This window comes from Proteus vulgaris (genome assembly GCF_011045815.1).
In the GTDB taxonomy this organism is placed as follows: Bacteria; Pseudomonadota; Gammaproteobacteria; order Enterobacterales; family Enterobacteriaceae; genus Proteus; species Proteus vulgaris_B.
This window is the reverse complement of the sequence record NZ_CP047344.1, coordinates 1,845,973-1,871,170: the sequence shown is the minus strand read 5'-3', so window position 1 is coordinate 1,871,170 and position 25,198 is coordinate 1,845,973. Positions and strand designations below refer to the sequence as shown.

At 40.0% G+C, this 25,198-nt stretch carries 36 protein-coding genes; 2 read left to right on the top strand and 34 right to left on the bottom strand.

All coding sequences use genetic code 11. The features are described from left to right. Positions 1-20: 20 nt before the first annotated feature. The 5 genes from GTH24_RS08945 to GTH24_RS08925 all read right to left on the bottom strand — a co-directional run bounded on the left by GTH24_RS08945 (position 21) and on the right by GTH24_RS08925 (position 5,963). Positions 21-3,413: a tape measure protein gene (locus GTH24_RS08945; RefSeq protein ID WP_164526278.1), complete on the bottom strand. Its 3,393-nt coding sequence runs from the start codon at positions 3,411-3,413 to the stop codon at positions 21-23. A 63-nt stretch (positions 3,414-3,476) separates the two neighbouring features. Then, on the bottom strand, positions 3,477-4,196 hold the full coding sequence (locus tag GTH24_RS08940) for a hypothetical protein (protein WP_164526277.1): 720 nt from the start codon (positions 4,194-4,196) through the stop codon (positions 3,477-3,479). 122 nt (positions 4,197-4,318) lie between these two features. Then, positions 4,319-5,098, bottom strand: a complete 780-nt coding sequence (locus GTH24_RS08935; RefSeq protein WP_036895024.1) for an ORF6N domain-containing protein — start codon at positions 5,096-5,098, stop codon at positions 4,319-4,321. 75 nt (positions 5,099-5,173) lie between these two features. After that, on the bottom strand, positions 5,174-5,746 hold the full coding sequence (locus tag GTH24_RS08930; RefSeq protein ID WP_164526276.1) for a BRO-N domain-containing protein: 573 nt from the start codon (positions 5,744-5,746) through the stop codon (positions 5,174-5,176). A gap of 40 nt (positions 5,747-5,786) precedes the next feature. After that, positions 5,787-5,963, bottom strand: coding sequence for an Arc family DNA binding domain-containing protein (locus GTH24_RS08925; protein ID WP_164526914.1), 177 nt, complete (start codon positions 5,961-5,963; stop codon positions 5,787-5,789). A 128-nt stretch (positions 5,964-6,091) separates the two neighbouring features. Here GTH24_RS08925 and GTH24_RS08920 point away from each other — a divergent pair, with 128 nt between their 5' ends. Next, positions 6,092-6,526, top strand: coding sequence for an Arc family DNA-binding protein (locus tag GTH24_RS08920; protein ID WP_164526275.1), 435 nt, complete (start codon positions 6,092-6,094; stop codon positions 6,524-6,526). 105 nt (positions 6,527-6,631) lie between these two features. Here the strand turns inward: GTH24_RS08920 and GTH24_RS08915 are convergent, their stop codons facing one another. Together GTH24_RS08915 and GTH24_RS08910 are read right to left on the bottom strand one after the other, a co-directional pair. Continuing rightward, positions 6,632-6,967 carry a hypothetical protein gene (locus GTH24_RS08915; RefSeq protein ID WP_241254064.1) on the bottom strand — a complete coding sequence of 112 codons (336 nt, stop codon included), beginning with the start codon at positions 6,965-6,967 and terminating at the stop codon, positions 6,632-6,634. A gap of 140 nt (positions 6,968-7,107) precedes the next feature. After that, positions 7,108-8,697 (bottom strand): P-loop ATPase, Sll1717 family, encoded by a 1,590-nt coding sequence (locus GTH24_RS08910; protein WP_229096617.1) that lies wholly within the window; start codon positions 8,695-8,697, stop codon positions 7,108-7,110. Positions 8,698-8,979: 282 nt separating this feature from the next. On the opposite strand from GTH24_RS08910, the gene GTH24_RS08905 reads away from it, so the two are divergent. Beyond that, on the top strand, positions 8,980-9,159 hold the full coding sequence (locus GTH24_RS08905) for a hypothetical protein (protein WP_109372780.1): 180 nt from the start codon (positions 8,980-8,982) through the stop codon (positions 9,157-9,159). Between the two features lie 5 nt (positions 9,160-9,164). On the opposite strand, the gene GTH24_RS08900 is transcribed toward GTH24_RS08905, so the two are convergent. The 27 genes from GTH24_RS08900 to GTH24_RS08770 all read right to left on the bottom strand — a co-directional run bounded on the left by GTH24_RS08900 (position 9,165) and on the right by GTH24_RS08770 (position 25,154). Beyond that, a complete protein-coding gene (locus tag GTH24_RS08900; RefSeq protein WP_164526274.1) occupies positions 9,165-9,536 on the bottom strand; it encodes a hypothetical protein in 372 nt (123 codons plus the stop codon). 42 nt (positions 9,537-9,578) lie between these two features. Beyond that, a complete protein-coding gene (locus GTH24_RS08895; protein ID WP_164526273.1) occupies positions 9,579-10,271 on the bottom strand; it encodes a DUF6246 family protein in 693 nt (230 codons plus the stop codon). 49 nt (positions 10,272-10,320) lie between these two features. Beyond that, positions 10,321-11,076 carry an Ig-like domain-containing protein gene (locus GTH24_RS08890; RefSeq protein ID WP_159242354.1) on the bottom strand — a complete coding sequence of 252 codons (756 nt, stop codon included), beginning with the start codon at positions 11,074-11,076 and terminating at the stop codon, positions 10,321-10,323. Positions 11,077-11,140: 64 nt separating this feature from the next. Next, complete coding sequence (locus tag GTH24_RS08885; protein WP_159242355.1) at positions 11,141-11,512, bottom strand: phage tail termination protein; 372 nt, start codon at positions 11,510-11,512, stop codon at positions 11,141-11,143. Then, complete coding sequence (locus GTH24_RS08880; protein ID WP_036935884.1) at positions 11,509-11,877, bottom strand: hypothetical protein; 369 nt, start codon at positions 11,875-11,877, stop codon at positions 11,509-11,511. Before GTH24_RS08880 ends, GTH24_RS08885 begins: the two co-directional genes overlap by 4 nt. 2 nt (positions 11,878-11,879) lie before the next feature. After that, a complete protein-coding gene (locus tag GTH24_RS08875) occupies positions 11,880-12,221 on the bottom strand; it encodes a hypothetical protein (RefSeq protein WP_052038475.1) in 342 nt (113 codons plus the stop codon). A gap of 1 nt (position 12,222) precedes the next feature. Further along, positions 12,223-12,600 carry a DUF7370 family protein gene (locus GTH24_RS08870; RefSeq protein ID WP_036935883.1) on the bottom strand — a complete coding sequence of 126 codons (378 nt, stop codon included), beginning with the start codon at positions 12,598-12,600 and terminating at the stop codon, positions 12,223-12,225. Positions 12,601-12,643: 43 nt separating this feature from the next. Beyond that, a complete protein-coding gene (locus GTH24_RS08865; protein WP_036935881.1) occupies positions 12,644-13,594 on the bottom strand; it encodes a major capsid protein in 951 nt (316 codons plus the stop codon). Positions 13,595-13,599: 5 nt separating this feature from the next. Next, complete coding sequence (locus tag GTH24_RS08860) at positions 13,600-14,289, bottom strand: hypothetical protein (RefSeq protein WP_036935878.1); 690 nt, start codon at positions 14,287-14,289, stop codon at positions 13,600-13,602. 66 nt (positions 14,290-14,355) lie between these two features. Continuing rightward, positions 14,356-15,417 (bottom strand): phage head morphogenesis protein, encoded by a 1,062-nt coding sequence (locus GTH24_RS08855; RefSeq protein WP_164526272.1) that lies wholly within the window; start codon positions 15,415-15,417, stop codon positions 14,356-14,358. 2 nt (positions 15,418-15,419) lie between these two features. Next, positions 15,420-16,802, bottom strand: a complete 1,383-nt coding sequence (locus GTH24_RS08850) for a DUF4055 domain-containing protein (protein WP_164526271.1) — start codon at positions 16,800-16,802, stop codon at positions 15,420-15,422. Between the two features lies 1 nt (position 16,803). Beyond that, positions 16,804-18,288: a terminase gene (locus GTH24_RS08845; protein ID WP_164526270.1), complete on the bottom strand. Its 1,485-nt coding sequence runs from the start codon at positions 18,286-18,288 to the stop codon at positions 16,804-16,806. A 2-nt stretch (positions 18,289-18,290) separates the two neighbouring features. Continuing rightward, the gene (locus tag GTH24_RS08840) at positions 18,291-18,893 is read right to left on the bottom strand and encodes a hypothetical protein (RefSeq protein ID WP_164526269.1); all 603 of its coding nucleotides are present in this window, start codon (positions 18,891-18,893) and stop codon (positions 18,291-18,293) included. Between the two features lie 57 nt (positions 18,894-18,950). Further along, positions 18,951-19,196, bottom strand: coding sequence for a DUF2560 family protein (locus tag GTH24_RS08835; protein WP_164526268.1), 246 nt, complete (start codon positions 19,194-19,196; stop codon positions 18,951-18,953). Between the two features lie 68 nt (positions 19,197-19,264). Continuing rightward, positions 19,265-19,510, bottom strand: coding sequence for a hypothetical protein (locus GTH24_RS08830; protein WP_164526267.1), 246 nt, complete (start codon positions 19,508-19,510; stop codon positions 19,265-19,267). Between the two features lie 599 nt (positions 19,511-20,109). Beyond that, positions 20,110-20,340 (bottom strand): Rz1-like lysis system protein LysC, encoded by a 231-nt coding sequence (gene lysC / locus GTH24_RS22455; protein ID WP_431311719.1) that lies wholly within the window; start codon positions 20,338-20,340, stop codon positions 20,110-20,112. After that, positions 20,255-20,686: a hypothetical protein gene (locus tag GTH24_RS08820; protein WP_241254063.1), complete on the bottom strand. Its 432-nt coding sequence runs from the start codon at positions 20,684-20,686 to the stop codon at positions 20,255-20,257. The genes lysC and GTH24_RS08820 overlap by 86 nt, the downstream gene beginning before the upstream one ends. After that, positions 20,673-21,005, bottom strand: coding sequence for a M15 family metallopeptidase (locus GTH24_RS08815; protein ID WP_164526265.1), 333 nt, complete (start codon positions 21,003-21,005; stop codon positions 20,673-20,675). Before GTH24_RS08815 ends, GTH24_RS08820 begins: the two co-directional genes overlap by 14 nt. Next, positions 21,002-21,337 carry a phage holin, lambda family gene (locus GTH24_RS08810; RefSeq protein ID WP_164526264.1) on the bottom strand — a complete coding sequence of 112 codons (336 nt, stop codon included), beginning with the start codon at positions 21,335-21,337 and terminating at the stop codon, positions 21,002-21,004. Before GTH24_RS08810 ends, GTH24_RS08815 begins: the two co-directional genes overlap by 4 nt. Positions 21,338-21,660: 323 nt before the next feature. Further along, the gene (locus tag GTH24_RS08805; RefSeq protein WP_164526263.1) at positions 21,661-22,161 is read right to left on the bottom strand and encodes an antiterminator Q family protein; all 501 of its coding nucleotides are present in this window, start codon (positions 22,159-22,161) and stop codon (positions 21,661-21,663) included. Between the two features lie 177 nt (positions 22,162-22,338). Then, positions 22,339-22,704, bottom strand: coding sequence for a RusA family crossover junction endodeoxyribonuclease (locus tag GTH24_RS08800; RefSeq protein WP_164526262.1), 366 nt, complete (start codon positions 22,702-22,704; stop codon positions 22,339-22,341). Next, positions 22,701-22,991 (bottom strand): DUF1364 domain-containing protein, encoded by a 291-nt coding sequence (locus tag GTH24_RS08795; RefSeq protein WP_063108505.1) that lies wholly within the window; start codon positions 22,989-22,991, stop codon positions 22,701-22,703. The genes GTH24_RS08800 and GTH24_RS08795 overlap by 4 nt, the downstream gene beginning before the upstream one ends. A 111-nt stretch (positions 22,992-23,102) precedes the next feature. After that, positions 23,103-23,765, bottom strand: coding sequence for a metallophosphoesterase (locus GTH24_RS08790; protein WP_164526261.1), 663 nt, complete (start codon positions 23,763-23,765; stop codon positions 23,103-23,105). Next, positions 23,762-24,193: a hypothetical protein gene (locus GTH24_RS08785; RefSeq protein WP_164526260.1), complete on the bottom strand. Its 432-nt coding sequence runs from the start codon at positions 24,191-24,193 to the stop codon at positions 23,762-23,764. Before GTH24_RS08785 ends, GTH24_RS08790 begins: the two co-directional genes overlap by 4 nt. A 2-nt stretch (positions 24,194-24,195) precedes the next feature. Next, entirely contained in the window at positions 24,196-24,513 is a 318-nt protein-coding gene (locus tag GTH24_RS08780) for a hypothetical protein (RefSeq protein ID WP_164525799.1), read from the bottom strand. Next, positions 24,506-24,718, bottom strand: coding sequence for a hypothetical protein (locus GTH24_RS08775; RefSeq protein WP_164526259.1), 213 nt, complete (start codon positions 24,716-24,718; stop codon positions 24,506-24,508). Before GTH24_RS08775 ends, GTH24_RS08780 begins: the two co-directional genes overlap by 8 nt. Continuing rightward, complete coding sequence (locus GTH24_RS08770) at positions 24,711-25,154, bottom strand: YbcN family protein (protein ID WP_164526258.1); 444 nt, start codon at positions 25,152-25,154, stop codon at positions 24,711-24,713. The genes GTH24_RS08775 and GTH24_RS08770 overlap by 8 nt, the downstream gene beginning before the upstream one ends. Between the last annotated feature and the right edge of the window lie 44 nt (positions 25,155-25,198).

Below are 25,198 nucleotides of genomic sequence, written 5' to 3'. Positions count from 1 at the left end.
CGTTTTTTATTTTCATGATATCAACCTCTTGCTCTAGCTGTTGCCGATGTGTTTCTTGTGATGGATTGAAGCATAGGGCCTTTGTTATCCATATCCATAATGAATGCCTGAATGGTCATAGTGTTTCCATCTTGTGAGGTCTGCGCATCAAACTTGTGGCCACCAGATGAATAGTCATTAAAAACAACATTCACATTCATACCGCCACCCTGCATATCTTTATTGGAAATAACCTTTCCATTATCACCGGGGATCATGTATTGACGACCGTTGTTAGCCTTGAATATCTCAGGTTTACCACCCTCACCAACTCGATACATTGAACCAGCATCAACAGGGCCACCATTTTTACGAGCGCCTGCAATTGCACCAACACCAAGCACAGCGATTGCGGCTAAACCTATTTTCGCTGCTGTCCCCATTGACGCGATTGATGCCATAATTGCCGCAGGTGTCCAAGCGGCCGTTGTTGTGGCAGCTGCTGCCGTGCTCACTGTCGTTTGCGTTCCTATAGCAGCCGTTTGCACCGCCGTTGTTGCTGCGATAGCGCCTTGCTGTGCTGCTGCGCCAAACCAAGCAGCTTTAGCTTGCTCAATTCCAGCCTGAACAAAGGTGTTAATTAGGCTATTCAAAACTGTATTACCAATTGATCTTAATGCGTCAGAAGCCTCCATTGAGCGGGTGATTATTCCTGTAAGTGCATTTGATGCGCTACCAGAGAATGCATCTAGTGCAGCCGCGGCAGCTTCGTTTCCTAATGATTGATTTCTCCAAAGCTCATACATAGCATCAGTTCTAGCTTGCTCATATTGAGTATTGGCGGCATTCATTAACTCTAAGCCACGCTGAGTGATAGCACCTTTTTCAGTCTCAAATTCACGGATAAGCGCAAGTTTACGCTCGTGTTCATTTTTGAGTTGCTGAACAGGGTCTACTTGTGCCTTTAAATTATCTTGCGGTGATACAGTGTTATTAGCCTTTATTTCAGCTATCTTTTGCTGATATTCCGCTTCAATTTCGGCTTTACGCCTTGCTGCCTGTTCAGTGAGAGATACATCATCTTTTGTTATCCGCTCTAAGTCTGCCAACTGTTTATCGTGAGATTCCTTTGCCTTAGCGACTAAATCAAGCTCAAGTGCGGCTTTCTTATCTGCTAGATTACGTTCAATGTTGTATTTTTCTTCTGCTAGCTGCTCCGCTTTTTCAATCTGCTTAGGAGATGCCGTATCACCCAGTGCTTTAACTGCATCATACTTAGCCATTTCAAGAGATCCGTCTTTGTAACCTTTGTTTAAAAGCTCAATTTCTTCTCTCTGGCGCTTTAATGCTTCATAAGCAGCGTCTGTGGCTTTGGTTGATTCTTTGGTTGTTTTGTTACGTTCGGCTGCGGCATCTTGAGCCTCTTGAGTGGCTATTGCTGTTTGTTTAAGTTGATATATTTCTCTTTCGTCTGTTATTCCTTTGTCTTCAATGTAAAAATCAACTTGCAATAATCTCTTATCAACTTCACTTTTGGCGTTAGCTAGTTTCATTTCACGCTCTAGTGATTTTCTTAAATCCATCCCCTCTTTAGACCATTCGAAAGATATTTTTTCACCATTAAACTCTTTCTTTTTTTGCAGTGCTCTATCGAGAGAAAAACCATAAGAATCCCATCCCTTTACACCACTTGGTAGAACGGATATTTCTCTTTTTAGTAAATCAAAGCCCTCTTTTAACTCACCGTTAAGATCAGCTTGAATAAAGGATATGGTGTGTTTTGTCCGACTGTAATTATTTGATGCTTCAGTTGCTTTATTGGTTGCTGTGGCTAAATCACCTTCAGCATCTGCAAGTTGATTGGAAAGTGATGTGTATTTACTTGTTCCAACAGCCGCTAATGCTAGATCTGCCTCTAATTCACGCACCTTCTCAGCAGCTTGTTTCATTGCCACCCTGGTGATAAGGGCTTGATTGCTTAACTCAGGGAGAGCTTTCCTTAACTCAGCCATCTCGGCTTTTTTCTGCTCCCTTGTCATTTTTTTCATTTCTTCAGTTAATTTATCCACCCCTTCGGCCAGCTTTACTGCCTCATCTCTTGCAGATTGAGCTTGCTGATAGAAATACATGATCGCAGCGCCTGCGGCCATTGCTATACCTGCTGGTCCACCAACAAAACCTAGAGCTTTATTAGCTAAACCGATAGATACAGAAGCGGCTCTTGCTGCTGCGGCTGAGTTAGCCATTGCCACTGTCTGCGCTTGCGTTGCTTGCTTATGATTTATCGCCGCGGTTGTTGCTGCAGACCTAACGGCAATTAAATTTGCCAGCGCGGTTGCTTCTGCGTTTGTTCCTCTTGCGGCCGCGAATTCGGTTTTCGCTTTCTCAACTAACGCTCTGGCTGCTGCTAAATCTAAAGCGGTCTTTCTTGCTGTCATTATCGCATTGTGTTCAGCTACTCTAGCGGCTTGAAGGTTTGCTATCGCCTCTTGCCTTGCTGCAACTGCTGATTGCATTTTAGCTTTGATAGCCAATCCCATTGCAGCAATGTATCTACCACCAACAACGGAGGCAACAAGACTAACCGCTAAAACCATTTCATCAAGGCTCTTACTTGCAGTAATTACAGCATCACTGAATACGTTAATAGATGCCTTTATTGTTGTATTTTCACCGAGAAACTTGGTTAAGTTGTTCCCCGCCTCTTGAAATGCCTGCGACATTGTTCGAGTAGTTTTAGCGAACTCTTTACCGATCGCATCACCTTGAGAAAGCAGTCCTTTCACAACAACATCAGTAGTTAACTTTCCTTCTGCCGCCATCTTACGAAGTTGACCAATACCAACACCCATCGAGTCAGCAAGTGCAACCATCAAACGGCTACCCTGCTCTGCTACTGAGTTAAACTCCTCACCACGGAGAACGCCAGACGCGATACCCTGCGATAGCTGAATAATGGCGTTTTCTGCTTCCTGTGCAGTTGCACCAGAGACGATAAATCCTTGGTTGATGATGGATGTTAATTTTGCTAAGTCTGCCGCTGATGTATTGTATTCTCTCGTTCCTCGTTCAAGTCGTGCGTAGAGTGTTGCTGTGGCATCGAGGCTAGATCGTGTTGCTTGAGAGATATCAAACACACGCTGCGTGACATCAATAAGCGACTCGCTTGCACGAACAGAGTTGGATAGCTTGTTGTTTAATTCAGTCCACGCCTCGGAGTAACTGGCAACCATTGAAGCTGATAGATAGCCGGCAAGTGATGCGGCAACTTTGGATAAAGATAACATTGAACGTTCAGTGTTATTTACCGACTGAGACGTTCTGTTAAAGCTATCATCCATGCGATTTAATCGCTGTTCTAGCTGTCGTTGAGATGTAAGTAGTTGCTGAACATCCATCTGTACTTGATAAACAATTTCGCCTACATTTGCCATTTATCGGCTCCTTAAAGTGAAAAACCCCGCCGATTGGCAGGGTTATTTAATATTTGATTTATGTTATTTGTAATTAACTAAAAGATTACCTACAACTTCCTTAGCTACATTAAATCCATCCATATTAATCTTTTTATCTATAGGTCGATCATTGGGCCATTTTGTATATCTAATGGTAACTTCATCTTCGTCTGAGATCTTGCTGATAATTTCGTTAGACAATTCTCTTGAATACATACCACTATCTTCCGACTTTATAGGATGTTCTTTGTTAATTCTTATATAAGATAAAGAATTAGGGAAGTGTTTATACCCTACTTGTATTCTGTAACCATCATTGTTCTTTTCTATAGTAAAATCATCACGATGCATACCACAAGCAACTTCATCTGTCATTGCATCCTTTTTACACTTGTAAGCCCACCCATTATAATAATCACCACCAACATAACCAGATCCATCAGTGTGGGAAACGCTCACTTTTTTTCCATCAATAACAGCTTCTTCTATGACTGAAACACTAAACTTACCTTCTTTTTCAGTTAAATAGCACACTACTTTACTTTTATTGAATATTCTTTCTTTTTTAAAGACTGATTCATTTACAGAAACATCTCCACTTTTCTTGCTTGAGGAAGAAATATCTACATAATCCTCGCAACCAATATCTTTGATTACTTTCTGCTCCTCAAGCCAAGAGATATCTTTTTTTGATAGTTCACCATAAGCAAATGCTGAGCAATTAAAACTGAAGATAACAATAGCTAAAATAACCTTCCTCACAACACCATCCTCGTTAGTTAATTTGTTATTAGTTTAGCTGTTTGTGGTGCAAAGAAAAGCAAAAAGCCTCAGTTAAGAGGCGTGATATGTAATCTCAAGCAAACCGTCCTTGGCTTGGGTGTTTAGAATAATTTAGCTAAATCCACATCATAAGCGGACTTCCATGCGCCTGATGGGTATGAGTTGGCTGTTCCGTATCTATCATCATGAACAGTAGATATTTCTACATCATTCTCTTTGCACCATTTCTTCAATGGTTGCCATTTGAATTTTTTGTTTAGTTTCTTCTCTACTGCTAATACTGTTGCATGTTTTTTACTTTCACCTAGCTTTTCAGCAAGGCGATTCTTTTCACGAACAGCTTTAGATGCCGTAGCCATTGAAGTTGCTTGACGCTTATTTCCAATCCATGCCTTTGTTTCTATCGCGTGGTCACGCTCCGCTGCGATCACTGCTTTCTCTTTTTCTGCTTTTAATAAGTTTTCCAGTGCCTCAATGTAATTACCAGGAAGGTTATTATTTTTTCGTGTTCCAAAATAGGTATCTTCGAGCAATTCAAAGAAATCCCATGCTTGGTCAGTTTCCAGCATTTTAGCGTGGCGTGATGCTCCGCGCTCAGTCCAGAGATAAAGTAATCTAGCTTTGTTCGATATTTGCACTCCACTAAATGATGACCGCAAAATAGATAATTCATCACCTTCAATCTTGAAGTAATGTTTACCTTCTTCGAATCTAGATTGATTTCGATTGAAATTATTTTGTATGCTTTTAATCTCCGCGCCATAACCAATAGCCAGTGATTCAGTGGTAATCACCTTCTGGTTACGATAATAGACTTCTGGAACCGTAAAACGGTTTTGCGTGACAACTGAGTTATTGTTTGCTACTGTAATTTGACTCATAAAACATTCCTTTTAGGTTTTGTTTGGGATTAGCCAACAGGAGCGAACTGTTGGCTTTTCTGTTTTTAGTGCCCATCAATGCGTTAATCTCCTAACTTGTTTTGTCTTAGCTATTCCTTTCATGTGTTGTGAATACATTAAAAACATACTCATTGTTGAATTGAGACGTTTCGCCATTTTCGGATCGAAGTTTTCAATATCCTTTCTAGCCTCATCCCATGTTGTACAAATCAGACTTAATCTAGCTAACAATCCGTTTGCACTTACCGAACTATCTTTTTCTACTGGTAAATCTTTCTTGTCAGCTACTTCTCTATCCAGAATATCCAGTACCCATTTGCGAAATTCTTTAGCCACTGGAGTGGATGCAAACATTGCGATCAGGTGAGCGCCACGAAGTGAGTAAACTCTGACCACTTTATTACGTAAGCTATTGTTTATTCCGTTGACACTCAAATTGAGGGTCATTGTCATGGAGTCCGTAAACTCGTCTGAATTGCGTGAATAAATTTGGCTGACAGCGTCAGTCTTTTTATACTCAAGCACTTTTGTTAACTCAGTTGATGTTAACCATACCTGACCATTTTCAACGATAGGGTTGAATGTGAAGCTCTGGAAAGTTAAATCTGTCTTGGTTATACTGTTCATGTCACTTATTCCTTTCGATGGGTTTATTTGACGACTTGCCTCAGTTGTTCGCGCAACTGGGGCTTTTACTTTCTATCAATCCGTAAACTTTCCTTAGTTGATAAATAATCTCCGTATTAAATTTTCTACACTCCAAATCTCCATTAGCTTGAATTGCCTTGCACACATCCTCTGGAAATCTAATTTTCTTCTGATACATATCTTTTGCTTTTTGCATTATTTCATCCTTAACTTTCAATGCCTCAATGTGGGGCAAAATCATTGTCACACCGTGCGTCATTGAAGTCAACCCCACAGTGGGGCATAATTTTGTAATTATTTTCATTACGAGTAGCTGGTGTTTCTATGAGCAGAGAAGATCCTCAATTAAGAATTAGGTTACCAATTGAATTAAAAGAAAAAATAGAAGTGACCGCAAAAGAAAATGGGCGTTCAATGAATGCCGAAATAGTTCAAAGACTAGAATCAAGCTTTCCCGGTGAAATAAATACTGATGATTTAATACCGGCAAAAGAGGCGATGCAAATCGCCAATAATGCACGAGAAGGATTAAAGGAAATTATTTTTAAAAGGACGTTTGCAGAGATAAATAAGAAGGTAAAGTTAGGACATTCTATTTTCAATGTCGAACTATCAGATCTAGATTTAGATGGCTTACTTGATGATATTGATACTGTTTTGCAGCCAACATTTGATAAGCTGGAAGAGTTAGGCTATCACATACCAGAAAGCGTTATTGATGTTAGTGGGTTTCTTGTGGAAATCCCCCCATCAAAATAAACAAAGGGCACGGATGCCCTTGTTTATGAATTAAGCTATATGAGTATAAGCAGTACGATTAATAAGACAATTAACGCTTATTAACCAAGTCTACTAACGTACCTATCACTCGTACTCAGCTCCTGATAATATTCTATTGCCATCAATGCATTTAGTCATTGCCACACCATCGTATGTCCATACTTTTATGGCGTATGTATCTGTACCATTTCCAGTTATCTCAACTGGGTATTCCCCATGCACTTTTTTATACATGTTATTAATAGCTAATTTACAGGTTGGAAATGGTGCTGGTTTTATTTTATCAACATGCTCAGGCATTTCTTTTGGTGGTGTTCCCAGCTCTACAAGCCTATTTAATTCTTCACTTGTATAGGTTGTTCCTGCATAAGCACTAAAACCAATGCAAGACAGGACAATTACAATTATTGATTTATTCACGATCTCATTATTCCTTTAATTAGTTTTGCTAATGTTATCTTAATTGGAATGAGAGTTGAAGTTTGAAATATGAATCAATAAGCTATGAGATTCAGGCAATAAAAAACCCACCGGAGTGGGTTGATTTGGATTATTATCCGTTACACTCGATAGAATAAAGGATGTATTACAAAAGTTTTATTATAATCTGTAATATCCAAAATGGGCTTATCAAAGCTAGAGTATACCGTGAGTGTTTTTGTTTTTTCTATTCCTATTATTCCGATAGTAAACCACACATTAACTAACAATTTAATATCTGTTGCTATCTTTTCATCAACCGAGTTATTTATAGATGAGTTTTCCATAACATATATCAATATTTCATCTTTATTCAATTCTTCTATTTTAAATTTTTTAATATTGATTAATGATATTGCATCTATATATTTCAAAACATTTGGGTATTGACTCATCCATTCTTTATTGAGTGCCATTTTTCTAGATGTATAATATCTCTCTTCAGCCTCAATAACCATATCCTCATTCAATGAAGTTCTTCCATCACCTTGCATTAAACAGAAATTTACAAAATCTATGGCATCTCTTGGCCTTAACATTGTTCTATCTAAAATATAATCAGAGGCACTTTCATTTTTAACTGAAAAATTAAAAATATCAGAAAATTTAACTTCTTTTTTAGAGGCATATTTATGCTTAACCAAATAATCTATTCTTTTATCTAATATTTCGGATAACTCAAACCTACTCCATTCTATAGGAATTATTAAAGATCTATCTTTTTCTTCTTGTCTTAAATTTGTATTATAAATTCCCATTAGTATATCTGTTCTTATTGAAATCAGTATTTTAACAGATCTTAAGTCTATTAATTCTTTAAATGCATCCAATAATGCGTTTATAAAATCATATCTTATAGTACTGTTACTCAGCCAAGATTTGTCTAAATCATCTATACTAATTATTATTCTACTTTGTGTTTCATCAGGGCTTTCTTCTGTAACAAACTTTATTAACTCTTTTTGTTTTTTTAATAAATTAGCACTAACATATCTAGCCGTTTCTCTTTGAATTTTCGCAACCTGCTCATCACTAACTTTAAGTGATGCACCGAAAATAGTATCTTTATTACCTATGCTTAAACCAACTTCATCTTGAAATTTTTCAGTTATTTCGGCAACAATTTTATCATTGAAGAAATTATCTTTATAATGCTCTAGATATTCCTTAGCTAAATCTAAATTATACTTTCTTTTTTTTGAATTACCTAAGGATTGAATTTTTTCAAGAAATGTTTGCTCATTTGAATAAACAACTTCTATCACTTTTACAAGCAATACGTGTATCCATAAAGATTTATAAAAAACTCTTAAATCAACATTTGAATCAGCCAGTTTTGAAATAAATACATTATTATTTATATGTTCAAAAACAGTAGATTCAGCCTCTATCGTTGTTGATTTTTTTATTGAGCTGTCATTCGATAACATTTTCAATATTGCTGTTTTACCTGAGCCAGTGCGACCTACAATTATTCTCTTTACAAAATCAATGTCTTTATTATCAAATTTTTTTAACGTGTCATATACTGATGATTCTAAAAAACATTCTGATAAAAAATGGTCTGTTTCAGCATCTAAACTACCAATTTGATCATTACTTTTGAATTTATATAAGTCCATGCCTGTCTCTGTGCCAATATAATTACCATCTCCTTTGCATAGTAACATAATATTCTCCTAGCCTCGTGGAGCTGTTTCACATATTTAATGAGGTACCCTGCAAATACATCTGTTTATAAAAACAGTATGCCTCACCAATAAAACAACTCAAATCCACCGTTCGGCTATCTTCGGACAAGGTTGAGATTGGCGCTTTCAGAAAACGAATAAAGGATCAAGCGTCATCAGGTTAGTAGTAGCCCCATTTCCTTTGTACGGATATTTGACTTAATAAAATTCCTGTCTAATATTTGTTCTGCTCAATAACGAGCATTACAAGGAGTTTTTATTATGAGTAAAAAGCCAGGTGAAAATACAGGAAAGGATGGTGGTATTTATCGTGAAGTTGGCCCTCGAGGTGGACAGCGTGATAATTACGCCACCGTGAGAGATAACGAAAGGTTGCCACCAACAACTGAAAAAGGTAATTCCTGGGTTCTTGATAAAAGAACACCTGATAGTAAGCGTTAGTTGAATTAAGCCGACATAGGTCGGCTTTTTTGTTCTCCAGAACAGAAATCAATCATCCTGCTAATTAAATGACAAAATGTTTCATTTGCTGATCCTGTTTCAACGCTCACACCGACGCGATGACAAATGTCGAACGCCATATGCGCACACTCGTGAGCTAGAGTAGATGATTTACCGTTAAACACACCAATAATATGGAGCACACACTGAGCGTTAGTAACTGTACGACTTGCCCCGTTAACAAAACTATCCCCACCATCAATGCCTAGTTTTTCATGTAGAGAGCGCCAATCATCCCAAGAGCTACAATAGATAATATATCCAGATTCAAATAAAGGTACCTTCATATGTCGATACTGCCTTAGGATTTTATTCATATTCCTACCTTTACTATAAAATATATCAAACCTAATAATTGGCTACTTTCTCTTTCTACTCACTAATCTGCGCTTACCACTGATTAACTCATCATTACGCTTATCATCTTGCTTCATGATGTTGTCGTATTCTTCTTTAGTGAATCCTTTCTCATCAGGATATTTAGCTTTAAGCATCATCTGAAATTCAGTCATGGTTAATTGCTCGGCTTCCTCTCTATTCATGCCAAAGTGCGCACGAGCAGAGCTAATATAGTCAATTGCCATAAACTCATCTGAGAATTCGTTTTTGCCTTCGTTACGTTGAAGTTTGCGGATCTTCGCTTTACCGATAATTCCATGAGCGAATAACTCTCTGGCAATGACGATAATATCAGCGATTGGCATCTTGCCGTTTTTATAGACAATGCCGCGCTTACCTGACTTCCATTCTCCAATGATTTCCGAACAGTCATCATCACAGCACGCCTGCATAACCATCATTGCCGTTTGTAGGATATTACGCCCATATGTTGGCTTGCTAATGGCTTTTATTAACCATTCAGGAATAACCCTGTAGCTCATTACGGCTCGTGTAATTAACTCTTGCACCTCGGCACCATTTAATTGACCATATGCACTAACAATCTGTTTAGGCTCACCGATTCTTGTCATATTGATGAACGATGGTCTAAATAAGTAATCCTTTTTATCAGTAGAGATAACCATCTCACCGATTTCTAAAATAGGCGTCATAACCCCTCCTGAATATTATCAAGGGCACTCGAAAGCACCCTTTGTAATATTAAGCAGCGGTAACAGTGACCACGCATTTTGCTGTCTTGCTACCATCTTCGGATGTGACAGTGATATTTGCAGTACCTTCAGCAACACCACGCACAGTGACCACATTAACAAGCTGGGTAACTGTTGCAAAATTCGGCTTATCGCTTACAGCGGTGTAGTTTTTGTTAGTCGCATCTGTTGGGGTAAATTTGACAGTAAATGTCTTAGTTTCACCCACTTTTACAGACAGAGTGGCTGGCTCGACAGCAATACTTTCAACAACGATTTCTTCTTGTAGCCATTCAACCGTTTCTGCATCAGCAACTTTCAACTCACCTGAATAAGTGGAAATTTCTTTTGTTGGAAACTCCATTGACCATGATGTGAATAACATATAGCCCTGAACAACATCAGAACCATCACCTTTCATATCAAGCTGAACCCAGTAATCTGGCTGGCGACCAGCTTTAATTTCATCAAGGATTTCTTTCGCAATATCGAAAGCAGAAGTAGATCCGGTTACACCAGCCTTCTTCAATTCCCCATCAAAACTAATGGTGAAGTCAGCACCAGTGACGATTGATTCTGTTAACCCTTTGATATCATCAGCATTAGACGTTACCGTCTCCATACCAAAATCGAATGACTTGCTTGTTAATGCACCTAAGCGTAAGAACTGATCTTGTGCTGGTACTTGGTCAGGGCATCCTTTTGCAATACGGATAATTCCCGCATTACCCATCACCAACCCTTTTTTGTCAGGACATTGTGACATGTTATAACCTCTTTATTTGCAAATAAAAAAGGCCGCATAAGCGACCTGTTGAGATGTGTTTAATTTAAGATGTACAGCGGAAAGAAAGCGGAATGATAAACCTACCTTCTGTCGTTTGAATTGGATTAACAAAACCAGATGTATTGATAATAAAGCCAATGTTATGGCTTCTAGAGTGACACCTTACATACTCTAGTATTTCGTTAGCTCTCTGAACAATAAACTCAATCCACGCCTTGCCAGATATGAGTGAAATGGTAAAGAAATCATCACCACTTAAATCATCAATACGTCCAGTTCCATTGGGTTGCTGAAATACGATATATGAATCTGAATCATTACCTTCTTTTTCATTCCAAATATAATCCTGCTGAATGAAACCATCTGATAACCCTGATTCAGAAAAATAGTTTTTCAGTCTCTCAAAGGTCGTCATATTTTAAATTCCTCAGCAACAGCCTGATCAATCATTTGCTTCGTTTCCTCAAATCCTTTCAGGAGGAATTCTTTCTTAGCAGTAGGTCTGCGGAAAGTTTGTTTAACACTAGGATCATGAACGAAAACAGCATACGAAGCAGAATAACCAACGCGACCAGTAAATAGTGTGCCTTTTACTTTTACATCTCTAAATTGTGAGTTAATGAGCGTTTTAGTGTCAATTGGCGTGTATACAGCAGCTTGCCTACCGCCAATATCTAGCGCTCTATGCATGGCTCGAGCTATCTTTTTTGATGCTATACTTCCAACCAGAGAGTTTAAGTTAGATATCGCATTACCTATTCCTTTTACTTTTGCCCCCATAGTTATACCGCCGTCGTTAATGTGTAATCATCTAGACCACCATTAATATCTCGGTCTCTATCGATAGACTTAATCCTACTAGCACCATGCAAAAATGGATCTCTATCTTCATGTTTGCCAATGGCGATATAGTCTTCTTGAGTTGCTTCGCTATACTCAGTCCAAATAACATTCTTAATGATTATTTCAGTGCCAATGGTTTTTCTACCATCTTTAAAACTACTTCCGTAATCACATCGGATATGAATTGGCTCTGAAAATATGGGTTTACCGTAACCATCTTTACCTGTAATTTTCCAAATGGTTGCCCACCCCTTGCAAAATCGTCGCAGGATTTTCCCCATATCACCCCCGAACCACATCAAACTGAACAATGCCAACAGGTCGTTCAATAGGTAAGCTATCGGTACATCCAGAGGGATCCAGAGAAGACAGCGTTTTTAATAATGTTTTTCTACCATCAGCAAAATACTGATATGAAACAGAAGCGCCAGAAGGTGCATGTTCTGAGGATATTTTTCTAACATCAGCAGATGATAATATGAGGATAACCGAATACAGCTTGATTAAGGTAACTACCGCATCTGAATATCCTGCGTTATCAAGGCAATTATCAATAGTGTCCACAATAGATATGGCAGAGCTTATAACAAGGCTTGTTGCCTCAAACCCCATCACCTCTAATTGCTCATTAACTTGCTCACCCGTAATCGCAATAGACATGATCACTCCTTATGGATAAATAAGGGGGCTACCGCCCCTCGCATTACCCACCAACGCTAGTATCTTTGCCAAATGAAACCATAACGCCAGCAGTATCTTTAATATCAGTAGCAATTTGCTTCCAGTTAGCTACTGTTTCAATCTGTGCGTTAGTGGGTGATTTGATACTATCTTTACTCCACTGATAACCACGTAGACCAACAGTAAAGTCATACTCACCTTGCATTAGTGCCTTAATATTTTCTTGGCCTAACACATCCTGAGCCTTCATGATTAGTGGCGATGTTTGAATTGCTGCAGCGCCAGTAACCAAACCTAACGAATGCTGTTTATCTGCATCTGATAAAGCGGGAATATCAGAGATAACAAAACGACGACCAAGGTTATCTTGTTTAATAGCAACGTTACCAATTTGGAACAGGTTATTCGCGTTGGTTAGTGTCTCATCCATAAAGTCGTTGAACGTTGCACCATCCATTAACCAAGCGATAATGCGTGAATAAGCATCACCGAATGGACGTGTGGCCTTATTCAAACCTCTTAATGATGGTGTTTCTCCGCCAACAGTAACTGCCGTTGTATTACCAGAAATAGCTGCTTTCAATGCTGCGCCAGAAGTATTAAGGTAATCTTGCAACATGGCTTCTGCTGATTGAGCAGCAACTACCGCGGCCGCTTCTGAGACATCTTTACCTAGTCGCTTCATCATCGTTGGGGTAACAGATACAGGGCCGATACGACCATCAACCTTAATCATACGGTCAAGGATTTGCCCCAATTCTTGTGGCGTTAAATTGCCTGAGCCATATGCATTACGTCGCTGAGCCAACCCACCAAGTAACTGCCATGATGTTTGTTCAATGTAGTCACCGATATGATCACCATCACCAATAACTAAAGCACCGCCAGATGCTTCGTTAAATTGACGGACAGCCTGAGCAACCAGTTCTGTTGCTGCTAGAGATACTTGTTTTTGAAAAATATATAAAGACATATAAATTAATCCTCTTGGATATTAGCAATGATTTCACGTGCACTATCCACTAATGGATTCGTGCTTTTGGGTTTATCACTGCCTCCGGCTGGTGACTTCCCTTTACCGCCGCCTTCCCCTCCGGTTCCGGTGGCTTTGCTACCGATAATTACTGGAGCAAATAACTGATTACTACGAAATTCTTTTTCTAAATCATCAATGGTAAATGCAGAAGGATGGCCAGCAGCGTCAACCACTCGTGTTTTACCTTCCTCCACTGATAATCGAGATTTAATGTGTGGCATAATTAACGGCGCAGCGTCACCCGCAAGTTTTGTAGCCAGCGTTTGTGCGACGTTATCAACCAATAGTGTATGTAGGCTTGTGTCTTTCTCCTGCAACTGTGCTAATAGCTCGCTTTCACGTGCTTTTAACTTTTCAGCCCAACTTTTTTCTAATGATTCGATATCGCCATTTTTACGCGCCTGATCTTCTGCTGCTTTTTTTGCAGCCTCTTCGGCCTGTCGGCGCTTCTCCTGCTCTGATTTTTTCTCAGAAAGTAATTCATCAACCTTTTTTTGAAGCCCTGACACATCTGGAATTTCTGGCATACCTTCGATTTGAAGTTGGTAATTACCACCAGACTCTTTGTAAAAAGCCTTTTGCTCATCGGTTAATGCGTCAAATTCTTCTTTCGTTAATAAATATTTAAACATCGTAAAACCTCTGGTTTAGATGGTGCAGTCTCTAACTGCTGATAATAAAAAACCCACCGAAGTGGGTCATTTGAGTTCGATACCTGCTTTATTAAAAGCCTCAGGTATGATCCGTTTAAGTTCCTTAAGCGTTATTGGCTTAAAGTATTTATCGAGCTGTAATTTTGCGAATTTATCAGGTGGTAATCCACCATCACGAAACAACTGCGCCCTTGTCTTACCAAGTACAATGTCCTGCCTATTTGCTGGCTGGCGATAAAGCCACTCGTAATAAGACTCTTCCCCCCATTCAGAATTACCAACATAATCTGTTGTAATTAAGCTTATGTATTTCTCATCTAAAACTGGAAGTAATCGACTACGGCAATTGGGATGAAGAGGAGGTTTAGGGCCTTCTCCTAGTGGATAACGATTACCGGATAATGATCTGCAGACTGATGAAGTTTTATTGTCCAGTATTGCGCTGAATTCTTCATACTTAATCAGATCAGGATTCTCTTTGTAGAAATCCACTGCCCCTATACTGTGCGCATGCTGTAAAGAGGTTCTGGATATCATCTGAAAGCCCCTAGCAATCCTACCGACTACCGACAATGCGATGATTAGAGGCTCAACTGATGTTCCGTTAATTGTTGATTGCAGATCAGACACATCACCACTAGATGACAGAGATATCAATGCCTGATTTTCCACCTGCTGAACGGATGTATCAGCCCAAGATTCAATAAACTTAGCTAGGAATAGTGAGCCACTCCATCCAGCCAAACCCATAGGTATGTTTTGCACATCTCTACGCACTTTTTCATGGTCTGCAGGCTTAATACCTTCGAGAAATGAGTTAAAACCTCGATATTCGGCATCAGCCATAACAATGGCAACACTGATGGCTTCATCAAGCAATTTTTGAGAATAACCAAAGAGAACTGGCCTGAGTGTTTTTTTTAATGCCAGAGAGATTGATTTTGCTTTGCTTATTGATGAAATATCACCAGAGAAGGCAGATAGCGCAGATGCCACAGCGACACGAATATCTAACACTAAATCACGAGTATCTGCTGTTGATGACTTCAACCTTTCCAGCATGACCTGTATCATTAGTGCGTTATCAAGGATAATGCTCGGCTGCATAGTTACACTCCCAACATATTTGCCCCTCTAGTTACCTCCAGTTCATCAACAACATCCTCTGCTTTTTCATCTTGAGGAATGATGTTGATACTTTGCAGATACTTAACAAAATCAATCAATCTCATAGAGCCTGATTGTAGTGCGGCCAATAACGCTGTAATCGTTGGTGAATCTAGCTTAGCGATATCATAAACTTTATTCAGTTGTATTGACGCCTCGCCGCCGCCCGCAAACTGAATGCAAAAATTAAGTGCTCGGTTAAATGCTTGCTCAACATTACCTGCACTCAATGAAAGGACTGAGTTATCAGTTTGCGCCTCATCCTGCGCCTGAGTAGCCGTTCTTGCCGACGTCCCACGTTCGACTAACTTAGCGCCTAGCATTGCCATTTGCTTCTCTCTACGTTCAGCCAAGGTGATTTGAATATTTCTATCTTCGGGCTGTGCAAACTTCATGTCACCACCTTGTGGTAGCAATACCCCTTTACGGGAGCCAACAGTAAATCCATCAGACATATAGTTTTTAACCCAATCGTCTGTAAGCCCCGTTAATGCAACCATCGGCTGACCGACAGTGTGTGCAGACTCTGAGATATCAGCCTCAGCTTGATAATGTTTGATATTTAAGTAAGCAATATCTGCAAGAGGAGGGGCATCGGGGGTGTGATCATTATTCATTGAGCCAATCCATGACCATGGCAATTCGCTCAACGATTTCCCGCTCGCATCACTCAATATAACCCAATCTGTAACCTTTACGTCTCCATCTTCATACCAACGGCGAGAATGAGCCACATCGTTAATAAGCCTTAATTCAATCCAGATATTCTGCATTTGCAGTTCAAAATCATCTGTATCTACTGGCTCTTGATATTTGAGGACAACGAGGGATGTTTTCCCATTCGTTACGCGCCAGTTGATGATTTCTTTTGCTGTGAACAATCGAACATAAGGGCGTCCCTTATTAGCTTCTGACTGAATACCTGAACCGCTAAAATCACTTAATAGACCAGCTCGGCCACGTTGTAAGTTTTGCGATAAAGCATCCCTTATCATTTGGGTTAGTGGCTGGCCTTGACCGTCTATGTCAGCTTCTAAATACTCGACACCACCGCTAACACTAATCTTTACTGGCTTACTAAACGCAATACCAAGTAAACCGCTAAGTGTCCTTCCAGTAGCATTAAAGAAAGATGCTCTAGATAAATAACGCTTATAACGTTCGTTATCTTTATCATCCATGTCTTTTTTATCTGCTGGATGAGGGAGGTATTTCTCTTTTTTGCTTTTAACAACTCGCTCGCCATCAACACAATCGCCGATCATGTCCCATTCAGGCAAAAACTCATTGTAAGCTGGATGCTTATAATCAACGTTTGTATTCATGTTAATTCCAGTTAAATTCTATTTTCTTAGTCAACCGTTTAGTATTTCTTCTGCTCACTGCAAAATACCTAAATCCGTCAGCATCATGTGACGTGTAATCGTGAAGTGGTTTATCTTTCCAACAGCCCCGTTTGTCATCCCACTCTTTGCGGTAGCCCTCAAGGTGAGCAATACCTTCGCTACATTTGTGCTCATCAAAAACACAGAGTGGAAGAATTTCACGAACCGCCTCGATACCCTCATCAATGGAAAGTTTCGGCACTACGTCAAATCGCATTGAATAGTTTTCACCGTCAATTTCATAACCCTCTCTAGCCAGTTCTCTACGTGATTTCGCATCTGAACCAAACTCACGGTTATCAATATCATGCGGTCCATTATGGCTTGCGTAGGTGTAGCCTTTGTCTTTTAACACTTTCATGTAATGCCGTAGACCCTCACCACTATTTGAGTAATGGTCTATGACATGGAATTCCTCACCAACCTCACGAATAAACCAAATTGATGTTGAGTCACCCACACCGATATCCCAGTACGTATGAACCGGTAAATGCGAGTTATCAGGAAGTGTACCAATGCGTTTATTTTCGTACAGGAAGCGGAATTGCTTGGCGTAGTAAGCGCCTTCAATAGATTGCTGAAATGCTTCAGACGGTATTGACGGATATTCCCGCTTCATATCGTCGCCAAGTGTTTTCTCTTTGGCGTAATACCATGCTTTCTGGCGCTCGTTTAATTGAACACCATGCTTACTTGATATCTCATCGAAGTAATCGACTAACCGCTGTGGTAATTGCTCAACGGGGTCAATGGAGTATTCAGGATTCTTCCACCATGAGAAGAAAAAGAACTTCCAGTCTAGGTTAGAGAGAGTCTTATTCTGAATTTGTGCTTTCTCAGCGGATTGACAGTAATCGAAGAAATAACCTGCTCGACCTTCCGCTGTGCTTTCAATCGTCGTGAAACAATCACTTGATACCGCTTCAAAAGCACCAGTGACAATTTCACGAGCCTTATCTGGATACTTAGCACATATCTTACCGAACTCAGAAACGTGCAAATAACGGAGTGTACCGCCACGAAATGACGTGCTGATATAAAGTGATCCACCTTTGCTAAACACCAACTCACCAGCCGCATCATTACTCGCTGGGTTAGCCGCTTTGATTTCATCGGGTAGCTTGTCATAGGCATACTTTATCTTTTCCCTGAACAGTCGCTTAGCATCGTTGAGCGTGTGGGCTATCAATGCACATTTAGCCGCCTCAAATAACGCTGCGTCTAGCTGGATAATGCAGACCTCAGTAGTGAAGCCAAGCTGACGGGCTTTAAGGATAATGTTTCGCGTGTGCATCCCTTCAAAGTATTCAAGTTGCTCAGGCGTCATTTTAAATCGAACCGGCTTACCTTCTTTATTGGTGATCCAGTAGAGATGATTCAATCGCCAGAGCTTATCTCTTAATAATGCAAGATGTTCTGGCTTCATGATTATTCCTTAGATAAGTCGTCCATTAAATCTGATAGTTGGCTAGCTGTCTTATTCGGCTGAACATCATCAAGACCGTAAGCTTGACGCTCAAGTCCAACCAAGTTTTTAAGTGTTTCACTTAATGCTTTGGCTGACTTAACGCGCTCAGGGAGGGATATGATTGAATGATAAATCTCATTGAGTTTATCGCGTCCGTTATCGTCAGGATTAAACATTAGATCGCCCAATTTACTTAAAGCTGGTACATCAGCACATTCAGCAGATAGCTCATCAAATAAGTTATTGGTTAACTTCCTAGCCCTGCGAATATCGCCCCTGTGTTCCATGCGAACATTAGCAATGACTTCAGCAGTCGCCTCAATAAGTACGCGTTCTGAAAGCACTGTTTCGCTGCGTACCTGCTTGCGTACTTCTTCTTTGCGTACCAAATCATCTGCACGGGACTTTATTTTTGCGTTAAGGTCTCGCGACCAATCATCCTTCTTTGCTCTTTTACGTATAGCTCCTTCAGATATTCCATGCTGTGAAGCAATTTCTCGGAGTGACATCACGCCAGCTCGGTAAGCCGACTCAATAGCCTCCCAATCTGGTCTTTTAGCCATAATATATCCTCATAACAAATTAAAAAGCCGGCTCACTCGAACTGGCTTTGTGATTGGTTATTCCGCTGCTTCATCGTTGAATAACGTTTTCTTTGTTTCCTGCACTCGCTGATAGACGGAATCAACTTTCGTTACCGTATCCCCATTGTCCATTTGAGCTGACCAAAGTTGGCAGAATAATTCATGCTCCAATTGGTCGTCTTTAATTAGCTTAATAGCTCGTGCTGTTGCTGTGGTGTTGTTACTGGTTAGCTTAAGTAAGCCTAAGCGGATTTTCTCTTTTGCTGTTAGTTCAGTAGTCATAAATTGCCTTTCTTTAGGTAATAAAAAACCACCCGAAGGTGGCTTGGTTTGGTGCTTAGTTAGTCGTTTTATTTGTTCATAAAACAATAAATCATATAAACATCTCTATTTTTTAATATGATTCTACGTACTTCCCTCACTTCCCATATAGATGTGTCACCTTCACTCTTGCCATGCTGTAAAATTAAACTATCTTCGCACTCTGGCTTATCAAAGTCTGAAAATGACTCATAGTCCTTTGATAAAATAATGCCATTAACGCCATCTGGAACGTCAGAATCATTTGTAGCTAAGTAATTTACCTCTATCATCATTAACCGCCCATATTTATAAGATAAGCTTATACTCTCTCATAAACTCCGCCAATTAACCACAGGCGCTATTATGGACTAGATTTTCCGCAACCATCATCACGTATCACTACGTTAATCAGGTCGCTTCTAGTCTGTTCCTAGCAGTCAAGATATGATCACTCTCCTTAATGGATAAACGACTTATCTAATTGCTGATATATATATTTACTTAAGCTATACTAAGTAGCTATCGCTACACTTTGATTGATATATTGTTAGTATTGCCCAGCCTCCCGTGCTGGGCTTTTTTATTCTTTTGGAATGCTTTTATCCAGCTCTTCACGGAATTGAGTTGGGTTATCGAAGCCTTGTACTGCCATGATATTTCTCCATTAAAAAGCCCCGCTATTGCGAGGCTCGTTGTTGTTCTTGTGGTTGTTTATTTTTCTATGGTTATACTGGTCTTGTTGAAATATAGAATCCACTCATAAATGATGAGAGTGCAGTAAATAACAAATAGTGTTCAGGAAATAAGTATTGGGAAGCAACAACCAAAAGAGCACCAAATAAAACTGCTATAGCTCTTTTCCCAGAGAACACTAACAGAAATAAATCACTTCTCATTTCATCACCTGTCGTTGTTGTTCAATTTCCCGTATTGCCTTCTTGTCTGAGTTACATTGCTCAATAACCGATAACAGGGAGATGTTTAACATTAACGATTCTCCCCATGTCATTTGTTCGGGTATGTATGGCAATAGACAATCAGCGGTTATGTGTGCTGGTATCGCTATGTGTTCCACTGGCACGTATTCTTTCTGAATAGTCGTGCATCCTGATAAGAGCGTCATTAGGAATAGCAGTATTGACACAATCATTATTGACAAGAACAGTTTTGATAACCGTTTTAACTTTTTCAGAATCCACGGCTGACCTATTCCGCTCTTCGCTATTAAGTGATGAGACATTGTTGATAATCCTGAATGTTCGGTTGGCGTTTTCTGTGATTGAGTTTTGGCGTGAGAGTTGCTCGGTGAGTGATGACTTATCTTTTTCCAACTCGTCAATATCTCTCTTTAGATTTGAGTTTTGATGAACAAAAAACAAAATCACCAACAGGGGGATAAATGCAACAAAATACTTTGCCAGCAGCTTTAAAAGCTCTTTTGTTATTATCCCCATATCACTTAACGCCATTGTGCTCTAACGAGTAGTGATTACCGTCATTGAATCGACCACCCCATGTACCGCCGATAGATTCCCAATGTTCACCAAGCAATTTATGGTCACTTGATGCAGTTAGATATTTGCCATCTTTAAATAGGTTGAAATCCACAGCTAGGCGTTGTGTGTGTACGCTGTTTTTAATACCCGCACCTGATTTGGCATTTAACTGTGCCTGCTCTGGCGTTCGGTATGCTTCCGAGAATGTCAGCTCATATCCGTTGTCATAAGCAAAGATAATTAAGTCCGCAATCATACGAGTGAACTTGCGTTGTTTCTCACCGAGTGTCATTTGTTAACTCCGAATTTGTTTTTGAAGAACGACATTACCGCTTCCACGATTGCGCCGATTTTCTTAGTACCTAAGAAGCCAATAAACACACCAAAAAACTGGGCTAAACTGATAGGTAATTTGGCATACTCCAAAGCAGTAATAATGCCAATACTGATAAAGGCACATATAGCCGCCTCAGCTAGAGATGCCTTCCATCCCGAACCTTCTCTTTTCTCCCTGGTAAAAGCAGTCATTCCGGCTAACAAAACGCCAGCGATAAGTGGCGCATTTATTGTTATCCAGCCCCAGATTTGCACCCAGAATTCTGTATTTTTTTCAGGCATGCGCATACTCACACCCCTGCGGAGTGTTCCGTAATTAAAGTTAATAGAACGCCGACTCACAGCTCTTGTGTGAACGTGAGGTGTTGTGATTGATTCTGTGGTCGGCATATACGAAAAAAGGCCGCCTAAGCGATCTTTAAAATGAGTTGTTCGGAATAACCGAACATGTGAACTATCCGGAAATTCCGGAGAGTTGAACTTGTAACGACTGCTTACAGGTTTCAGATAACAAAAAACCCCGCCGAAGCGAGGTCTTGAATGAGGTAAGTAAACTTAAGAGTCACGTAAAGCAACTTACCTGATTAGTATTGCTAATTTGATATTATAAGTCAATAGCAAAGTTCAGTTATTTTCTTAACTTTAGCTACACGTTTTCGATTATTCATTGCATTTCGAAGAGGTTCGTACAATAACCACTGAGCAGCCTTGAGTTTTGCATCAACATCATTTCTGCAAGTTCCAAGTGATGGCTTTTTAAATCTATTGCCACCCTTGGTTTGCATTTTGCGTGGTTTTGCAACTCGGTGATAGTAAGATGCAATCGACAGCTTAGATGAACCATGAGCGTAATAACTTAGTAATATTCCATAAGCCTGTGTGTCAGTGGCGATGACTGAATCTACGACCTGAGAAATCAACATTCCTTCATCGTCATTGCACATAGGTCTTGATGGCGCTGCATTCGGCTCGACCGTTTTCATAAACTTATAAATCATGTTTATCATGCGTCCAGACCGACCCGATTGAACCCAAGCCCCCCAAAGCTCCAACCAACCATCTAGCCAGCTAAACTGTTCATCTGTTAATTCCTGCTCTCCGATATAACTCATCTCGCCTCCGGTAACACTGTGTGATAGTCATCATTTGCAGTTGTATATAAAACCCTGACACCATCCATCAGCCCGCATAATACTTCCATGCATTCAGCAATCTGGATTACACAGAAGTTAACTCGACCGCCTGATTTGGATTTTAAATATCTAGCTTCTTCAATAGCTGCGATTAAGTCAGTGAACATCATCTATCTCCCATATCGTGATATCTAATGAGCCATGAGTAACCTTTTCACCTCGACGGATCCGCATATCATCAATCTGGCTATCATCCACCCAAAATTCGGCATGAGTTAACGAATCGAAAACTGCTTTAGGCAAGTTATCAAGGTCTCTTTGTCGTTTATCTGGGGGATTTGCTATGATGACTATTTTGATGCGGGAAGTGGTTTTGACGTCTAGGTTATGTTGCTTGATGTAATCTGTTACTTGCTTTCGATAGTTAGTGCCTTTGGATGAGATATAATGGCGTCCTCTACAATGCCTCCAGTACGTATTATTGCTCGGTGGCCACGGTAATTTTAAGTGATACTCGTTCATACCTTAATCTTACCCTCCTTGATGAGAATATCCTGAGTGCGAATAACGCCTTCTAAATGACATTGCTTTGCGTATTCAGCATCGACGTAGTGAGTACGTCTATCTGATTCATCGTGACAAGCACTACATGCCCAAGCACCAAAAATATCATTAGGTTTTATTCCGGTACCACAAATGCCAGACATTCGATAATGAGCTAAGACGACAGTTTCAGAATTGCCGTTACACACTCCAGGTATTCTAATTTGGCATTCACGACCTCGAGCTTCTTTGCGTAAGTTCGCCATCTCCCTCTCCTTTGATTTTATCCATCACTTCCAAATGAGCGTATTCATCAGCACACTTGCTACACACATAAATTTCTTCATCTGTTAGCGGTCTATTGCATGACATGCAGTTCATTTGATTTGCCTCATAGTTAGCCCATAACCAAACGCTGCCCCAGTATCGATGTATTCCTGATTAGCGCGCTTTTCGATACCTTTAATCATTGGTGTATGCCCAAATAGAAATAGGTCAGCGCCTTTAATCTCACGGACGTTATCGTCACCAATACGCTCACGACTCCAAATGACATACTGCTCATCTACTGGCTTGCCGAACTCGTATTCATCGGATGGGTAATCAGCATGTGCAATGACTGTCTTTTTTCCATCTGTATTTACTTCGATTATTAGCGGTAGTTGCTCAGCTTTAGCTAAACAGGCTCGGGATAAAACTTCACTATCGTAGTCCTGCATGAAAAACCAATCACCGCCGTTATAGAGCCAGTTATGTGAAGGCTCCCCATTAAACAAAGCGTCAATAGCCATTTGCTCATGATTGCCACGTACAGCTCTAAACCATTTCTCATTAATCAAGTCTAGGCATTCAACGTTTTGGTCCCCACGGTCAATTAGGTCGCCAACTGAGATTAATAAATCTTTTTCTTTATCAAAATCAACTCGATGCATGTTCCTTTTTAATAGATTGAAGCATCCATGAATATCGCCAACCACCCAAATATGCCGATACTGATCCCCATTGATTCGGAGGTAAATTCCGTTGCGTTCTTCACTCACACTCTCACTCCGCTCAATAAAGAATCAAACTTCATCAACATCGGATTACCCATACCTGAGACGTTGGCTTTATCGACAAATGACAATCCACACATAAAATCATCCAGCACTTTTCTAGGCTTCTTTGCTTCAACTTTCTTTGCTTTTGGGAAGAGTGGAAGGTTAGCCAGTCGCTCTTTTTCAAATTGATTTCTCAACCGAGTAATAGCATCGTCTGTTACCGCGTAGTTATTGATTGGGCGAGTGCGTTTACGGCTCTTTATTTCAACATGCACCACACACTGGAATGCAAGTAACTTTCTTAGAATAATTCCGACTCTTGCGGGTGTTAAACCCGTAACAGATGAAATAGTGTTGTGATTAAATGAGATAAATTCACGACCAACCACTATCACTCGCGCATAAGTCCTGTATTGTTCTTCAGTCATGATCACCTCCTGTTTAAGTTGTAGCGATTAATGTGCTCACGGCGACTTTCTTCTAAGCGCTCCACCTCTTTTTGCGCTCGATTCAATTTTTTATCGATGCGTTCCAATTCAACCACCGCCTCTAACCAGCTACGCTTTTCACTTTCACTTTTAAATTCAGGAGGTAGAAAACCTCTTTTCACAAACTCCTTTTTAGTCATTTCCAACTCAAGACTAACGACTTCATCTTCAAAGGTTTTCTGGCTTTCTGTTTGCAAACATTGAGGAATGACTTCCATCCACTTTTTCATGTTCTCTAATGCGTTATTTCTCTTAGCCATTGCTTCCAGCCTCCAACTCAATAGCCCGCTTTGCCGATGCCAGCACTTCACATAAGTCTTGTTCTTTGTCTTTATGTCCCCTCAATCCAGCGCAGAGAGCTTTTTTAATTAAATGCTGTAATGCTGGGTTAGTGACTTCAAAGGCTTTTAAAACGTCATACACATCGATTGTTACGCCTTTACATGGTCTGTCGTATTTACTCATTTTGTTTCCTTTTTAATTCCATATATTGAGAGTTATCAGGTATCGTCACGAAACAACCTATACCTACCGCCCAGCGCTCAACCTGCTCCATGAAGTGGAACATTTCACCCGTATCAAGTTTTGATGTTTTCCGAAGTGTTCTTACGCGCTCTGTAAGCTGTGTAGTAACGTCAACCATATCGACCACCTCATAACCGAGGAATGTATGCTTAAGCATCTCCTTAACGGTTTCTGGCGTGTAATTGGCGTTGTTCTTACATAGGTATTTACTTATCTCTGTGCACCACATATGAAAAGTGGCATTCTGAGATAGTGAACGCTTGTTTTTCCAAGGCTTGATAATGATTCGGTGTGGTTTGTTTGTTGCTAGAACTTCTTTGAGGTGTTGCCATGCTGCGGTTTTGGTTGATTCGTGGAAGAGGAAATCTGCTTCCAAGTTAACCTCCTATTCATTTTTCCAGAAACACGTTGTTGAAGTTT

What these genes read in the sequence shown, in the direction of transcription:
- GTH24_RS08805 (WP_164526263.1), bottom strand. Translation starts at nt 22,161, where the DNA reads ATGAGTTATATCGGAGAGCAGGAATTAACAGATGAACAGTTTAGCTGG.
- GTH24_RS08785 (WP_164526260.1), bottom strand. Translation starts at nt 24,193, where the DNA reads ATGACTGAAGAACAATACAGGACTTATGCGCGAGTGATAGTGGTTGGT.
- GTH24_RS08925 (WP_164526914.1), bottom strand. Translation starts at nt 5,963, where the DNA reads ATGCAAAAAGCAAAAGATATGTATCAGAAGAAAATTAGATTTCCAGAG.
- GTH24_RS08900 (WP_164526274.1), bottom strand. Translation starts at nt 9,536, where the DNA reads ATGAATAAAATCCTAAGGCAGTATCGACATATGAAGGTACCTTTATTT.
- GTH24_RS08895 (WP_164526273.1), bottom strand. Translation starts at nt 10,271, where the DNA reads ATGACGCCTATTTTAGAAATCGGTGAGATGGTTATCTCTACTGATAAA.
- GTH24_RS08850 (WP_164526271.1), bottom strand. Translation starts at nt 16,802, where the DNA reads ATGAATACAAACGTTGATTATAAGCATCCAGCTTACAATGAGTTTTTG.
- GTH24_RS08800 (WP_164526262.1), bottom strand. Translation starts at nt 22,704, where the DNA reads ATGAACGAGTATCACTTAAAATTACCGTGGCCACCGAGCAATAATACG.
- GTH24_RS08840 (WP_164526269.1), bottom strand. Translation starts at nt 18,893, where the DNA reads ATGGCTAAAAGACCAGATTGGGAGGCTATTGAGTCGGCTTACCGAGCT.
- GTH24_RS08865 (WP_036935881.1), bottom strand. Translation starts at nt 13,594, where the DNA reads ATGTCTTTATATATTTTTCAAAAACAAGTATCTCTAGCAGCAACAGAA.
- GTH24_RS08880 (WP_036935884.1), bottom strand. Translation starts at nt 11,877, where the DNA reads ATGGGGGCAAAAGTAAAAGGAATAGGTAATGCGATATCTAACTTAAAC.
- GTH24_RS08845 (WP_164526270.1), bottom strand. Translation starts at nt 18,288, where the DNA reads ATGAAGCCAGAACATCTTGCATTATTAAGAGATAAGCTCTGGCGATTG.
- GTH24_RS08815 (WP_164526265.1), bottom strand. Translation starts at nt 21,005, where the DNA reads ATGACACTCGGTGAGAAACAACGCAAGTTCACTCGTATGATTGCGGAC.
- lysC (WP_431311719.1), bottom strand. Translation starts at nt 20,340, where the DNA reads ATGACGCTCTTATCAGGATGCACGACTATTCAGAAAGAATACGTGCCA.
- GTH24_RS08945 (WP_164526278.1), bottom strand. Translation starts at nt 3,413, where the DNA reads ATGGCAAATGTAGGCGAAATTGTTTATCAAGTACAGATGGATGTTCAG.
- GTH24_RS08930 (WP_164526276.1), bottom strand. Translation starts at nt 5,746, where the DNA reads ATGAACAGTATAACCAAGACAGATTTAACTTTCCAGAGCTTCACATTC.
- GTH24_RS08810 (WP_164526264.1), bottom strand. Translation starts at nt 21,337, where the DNA reads ATGCGCATGCCTGAAAAAAATACAGAATTCTGGGTGCAAATCTGGGGC.
- GTH24_RS08820 (WP_241254063.1), bottom strand. Translation starts at nt 20,686, where the DNA reads ATGGCGTTAAGTGATATGGGGATAATAACAAAAGAGCTTTTAAAGCTG.
- GTH24_RS08775 (WP_164526259.1), bottom strand. Translation starts at nt 24,718, where the DNA reads ATGAGTAAATACGACAGACCATGTAAAGGCGTAACAATCGATGTGTAT.
- GTH24_RS08855 (WP_164526272.1), bottom strand. Translation starts at nt 15,417, where the DNA reads ATGCAGCCGAGCATTATCCTTGATAACGCACTAATGATACAGGTCATG.
- GTH24_RS08835 (WP_164526268.1), bottom strand. Translation starts at nt 19,196, where the DNA reads ATGACTACTGAACTAACAGCAAAAGAGAAAATCCGCTTAGGCTTACTT.
- GTH24_RS08860 (WP_036935878.1), bottom strand. Translation starts at nt 14,289, where the DNA reads ATGTTTAAATATTTATTAACGAAAGAAGAATTTGACGCATTAACCGAT.
- GTH24_RS08875 (WP_052038475.1), bottom strand. Translation starts at nt 12,221, where the DNA reads ATGGGGAAAATCCTGCGACGATTTTGCAAGGGGTGGGCAACCATTTGG.
- GTH24_RS08795 (WP_063108505.1), bottom strand. Translation starts at nt 22,991, where the DNA reads ATGGCGAACTTACGCAAAGAAGCTCGAGGTCGTGAATGCCAAATTAGA.
- GTH24_RS08830 (WP_164526267.1), bottom strand. Translation starts at nt 19,510, where the DNA reads ATGATGATAGAGGTAAATTACTTAGCTACAAATGATTCTGACGTTCCA.
- GTH24_RS08870 (WP_036935883.1), bottom strand. Translation starts at nt 12,600, where the DNA reads ATGTCTATTGCGATTACGGGTGAGCAAGTTAATGAGCAATTAGAGGTG.
- GTH24_RS08885 (WP_159242355.1), bottom strand. Translation starts at nt 11,512, where the DNA reads ATGACGACCTTTGAGAGACTGAAAAACTATTTTTCTGAATCAGGGTTA.
- GTH24_RS08935 (WP_036895024.1), bottom strand. Translation starts at nt 5,098, where the DNA reads ATGAGTCAAATTACAGTAGCAAACAATAACTCAGTTGTCACGCAAAAC.
- GTH24_RS08910 (WP_229096617.1), bottom strand. Translation starts at nt 8,697, where the DNA reads ATGTTACTATGCAAAGGAGATGGTAATTATATTGGCACAGAGACAGGC.
- GTH24_RS08780 (WP_164525799.1), bottom strand. Translation starts at nt 24,513, where the DNA reads ATGGCTAAGAGAAATAACGCATTAGAGAACATGAAAAAGTGGATGGAA.
- GTH24_RS08905 (WP_109372780.1), top strand. Translation starts at nt 8,980, where the DNA reads ATGAGTAAAAAGCCAGGTGAAAATACAGGAAAGGATGGTGGTATTTAT.
- GTH24_RS08890 (WP_159242354.1), bottom strand. Translation starts at nt 11,076, where the DNA reads ATGTCACAATGTCCTGACAAAAAAGGGTTGGTGATGGGTAATGCGGGA.
- GTH24_RS08920 (WP_164526275.1), top strand. Translation starts at nt 6,092, where the DNA reads ATGAGCAGAGAAGATCCTCAATTAAGAATTAGGTTACCAATTGAATTA.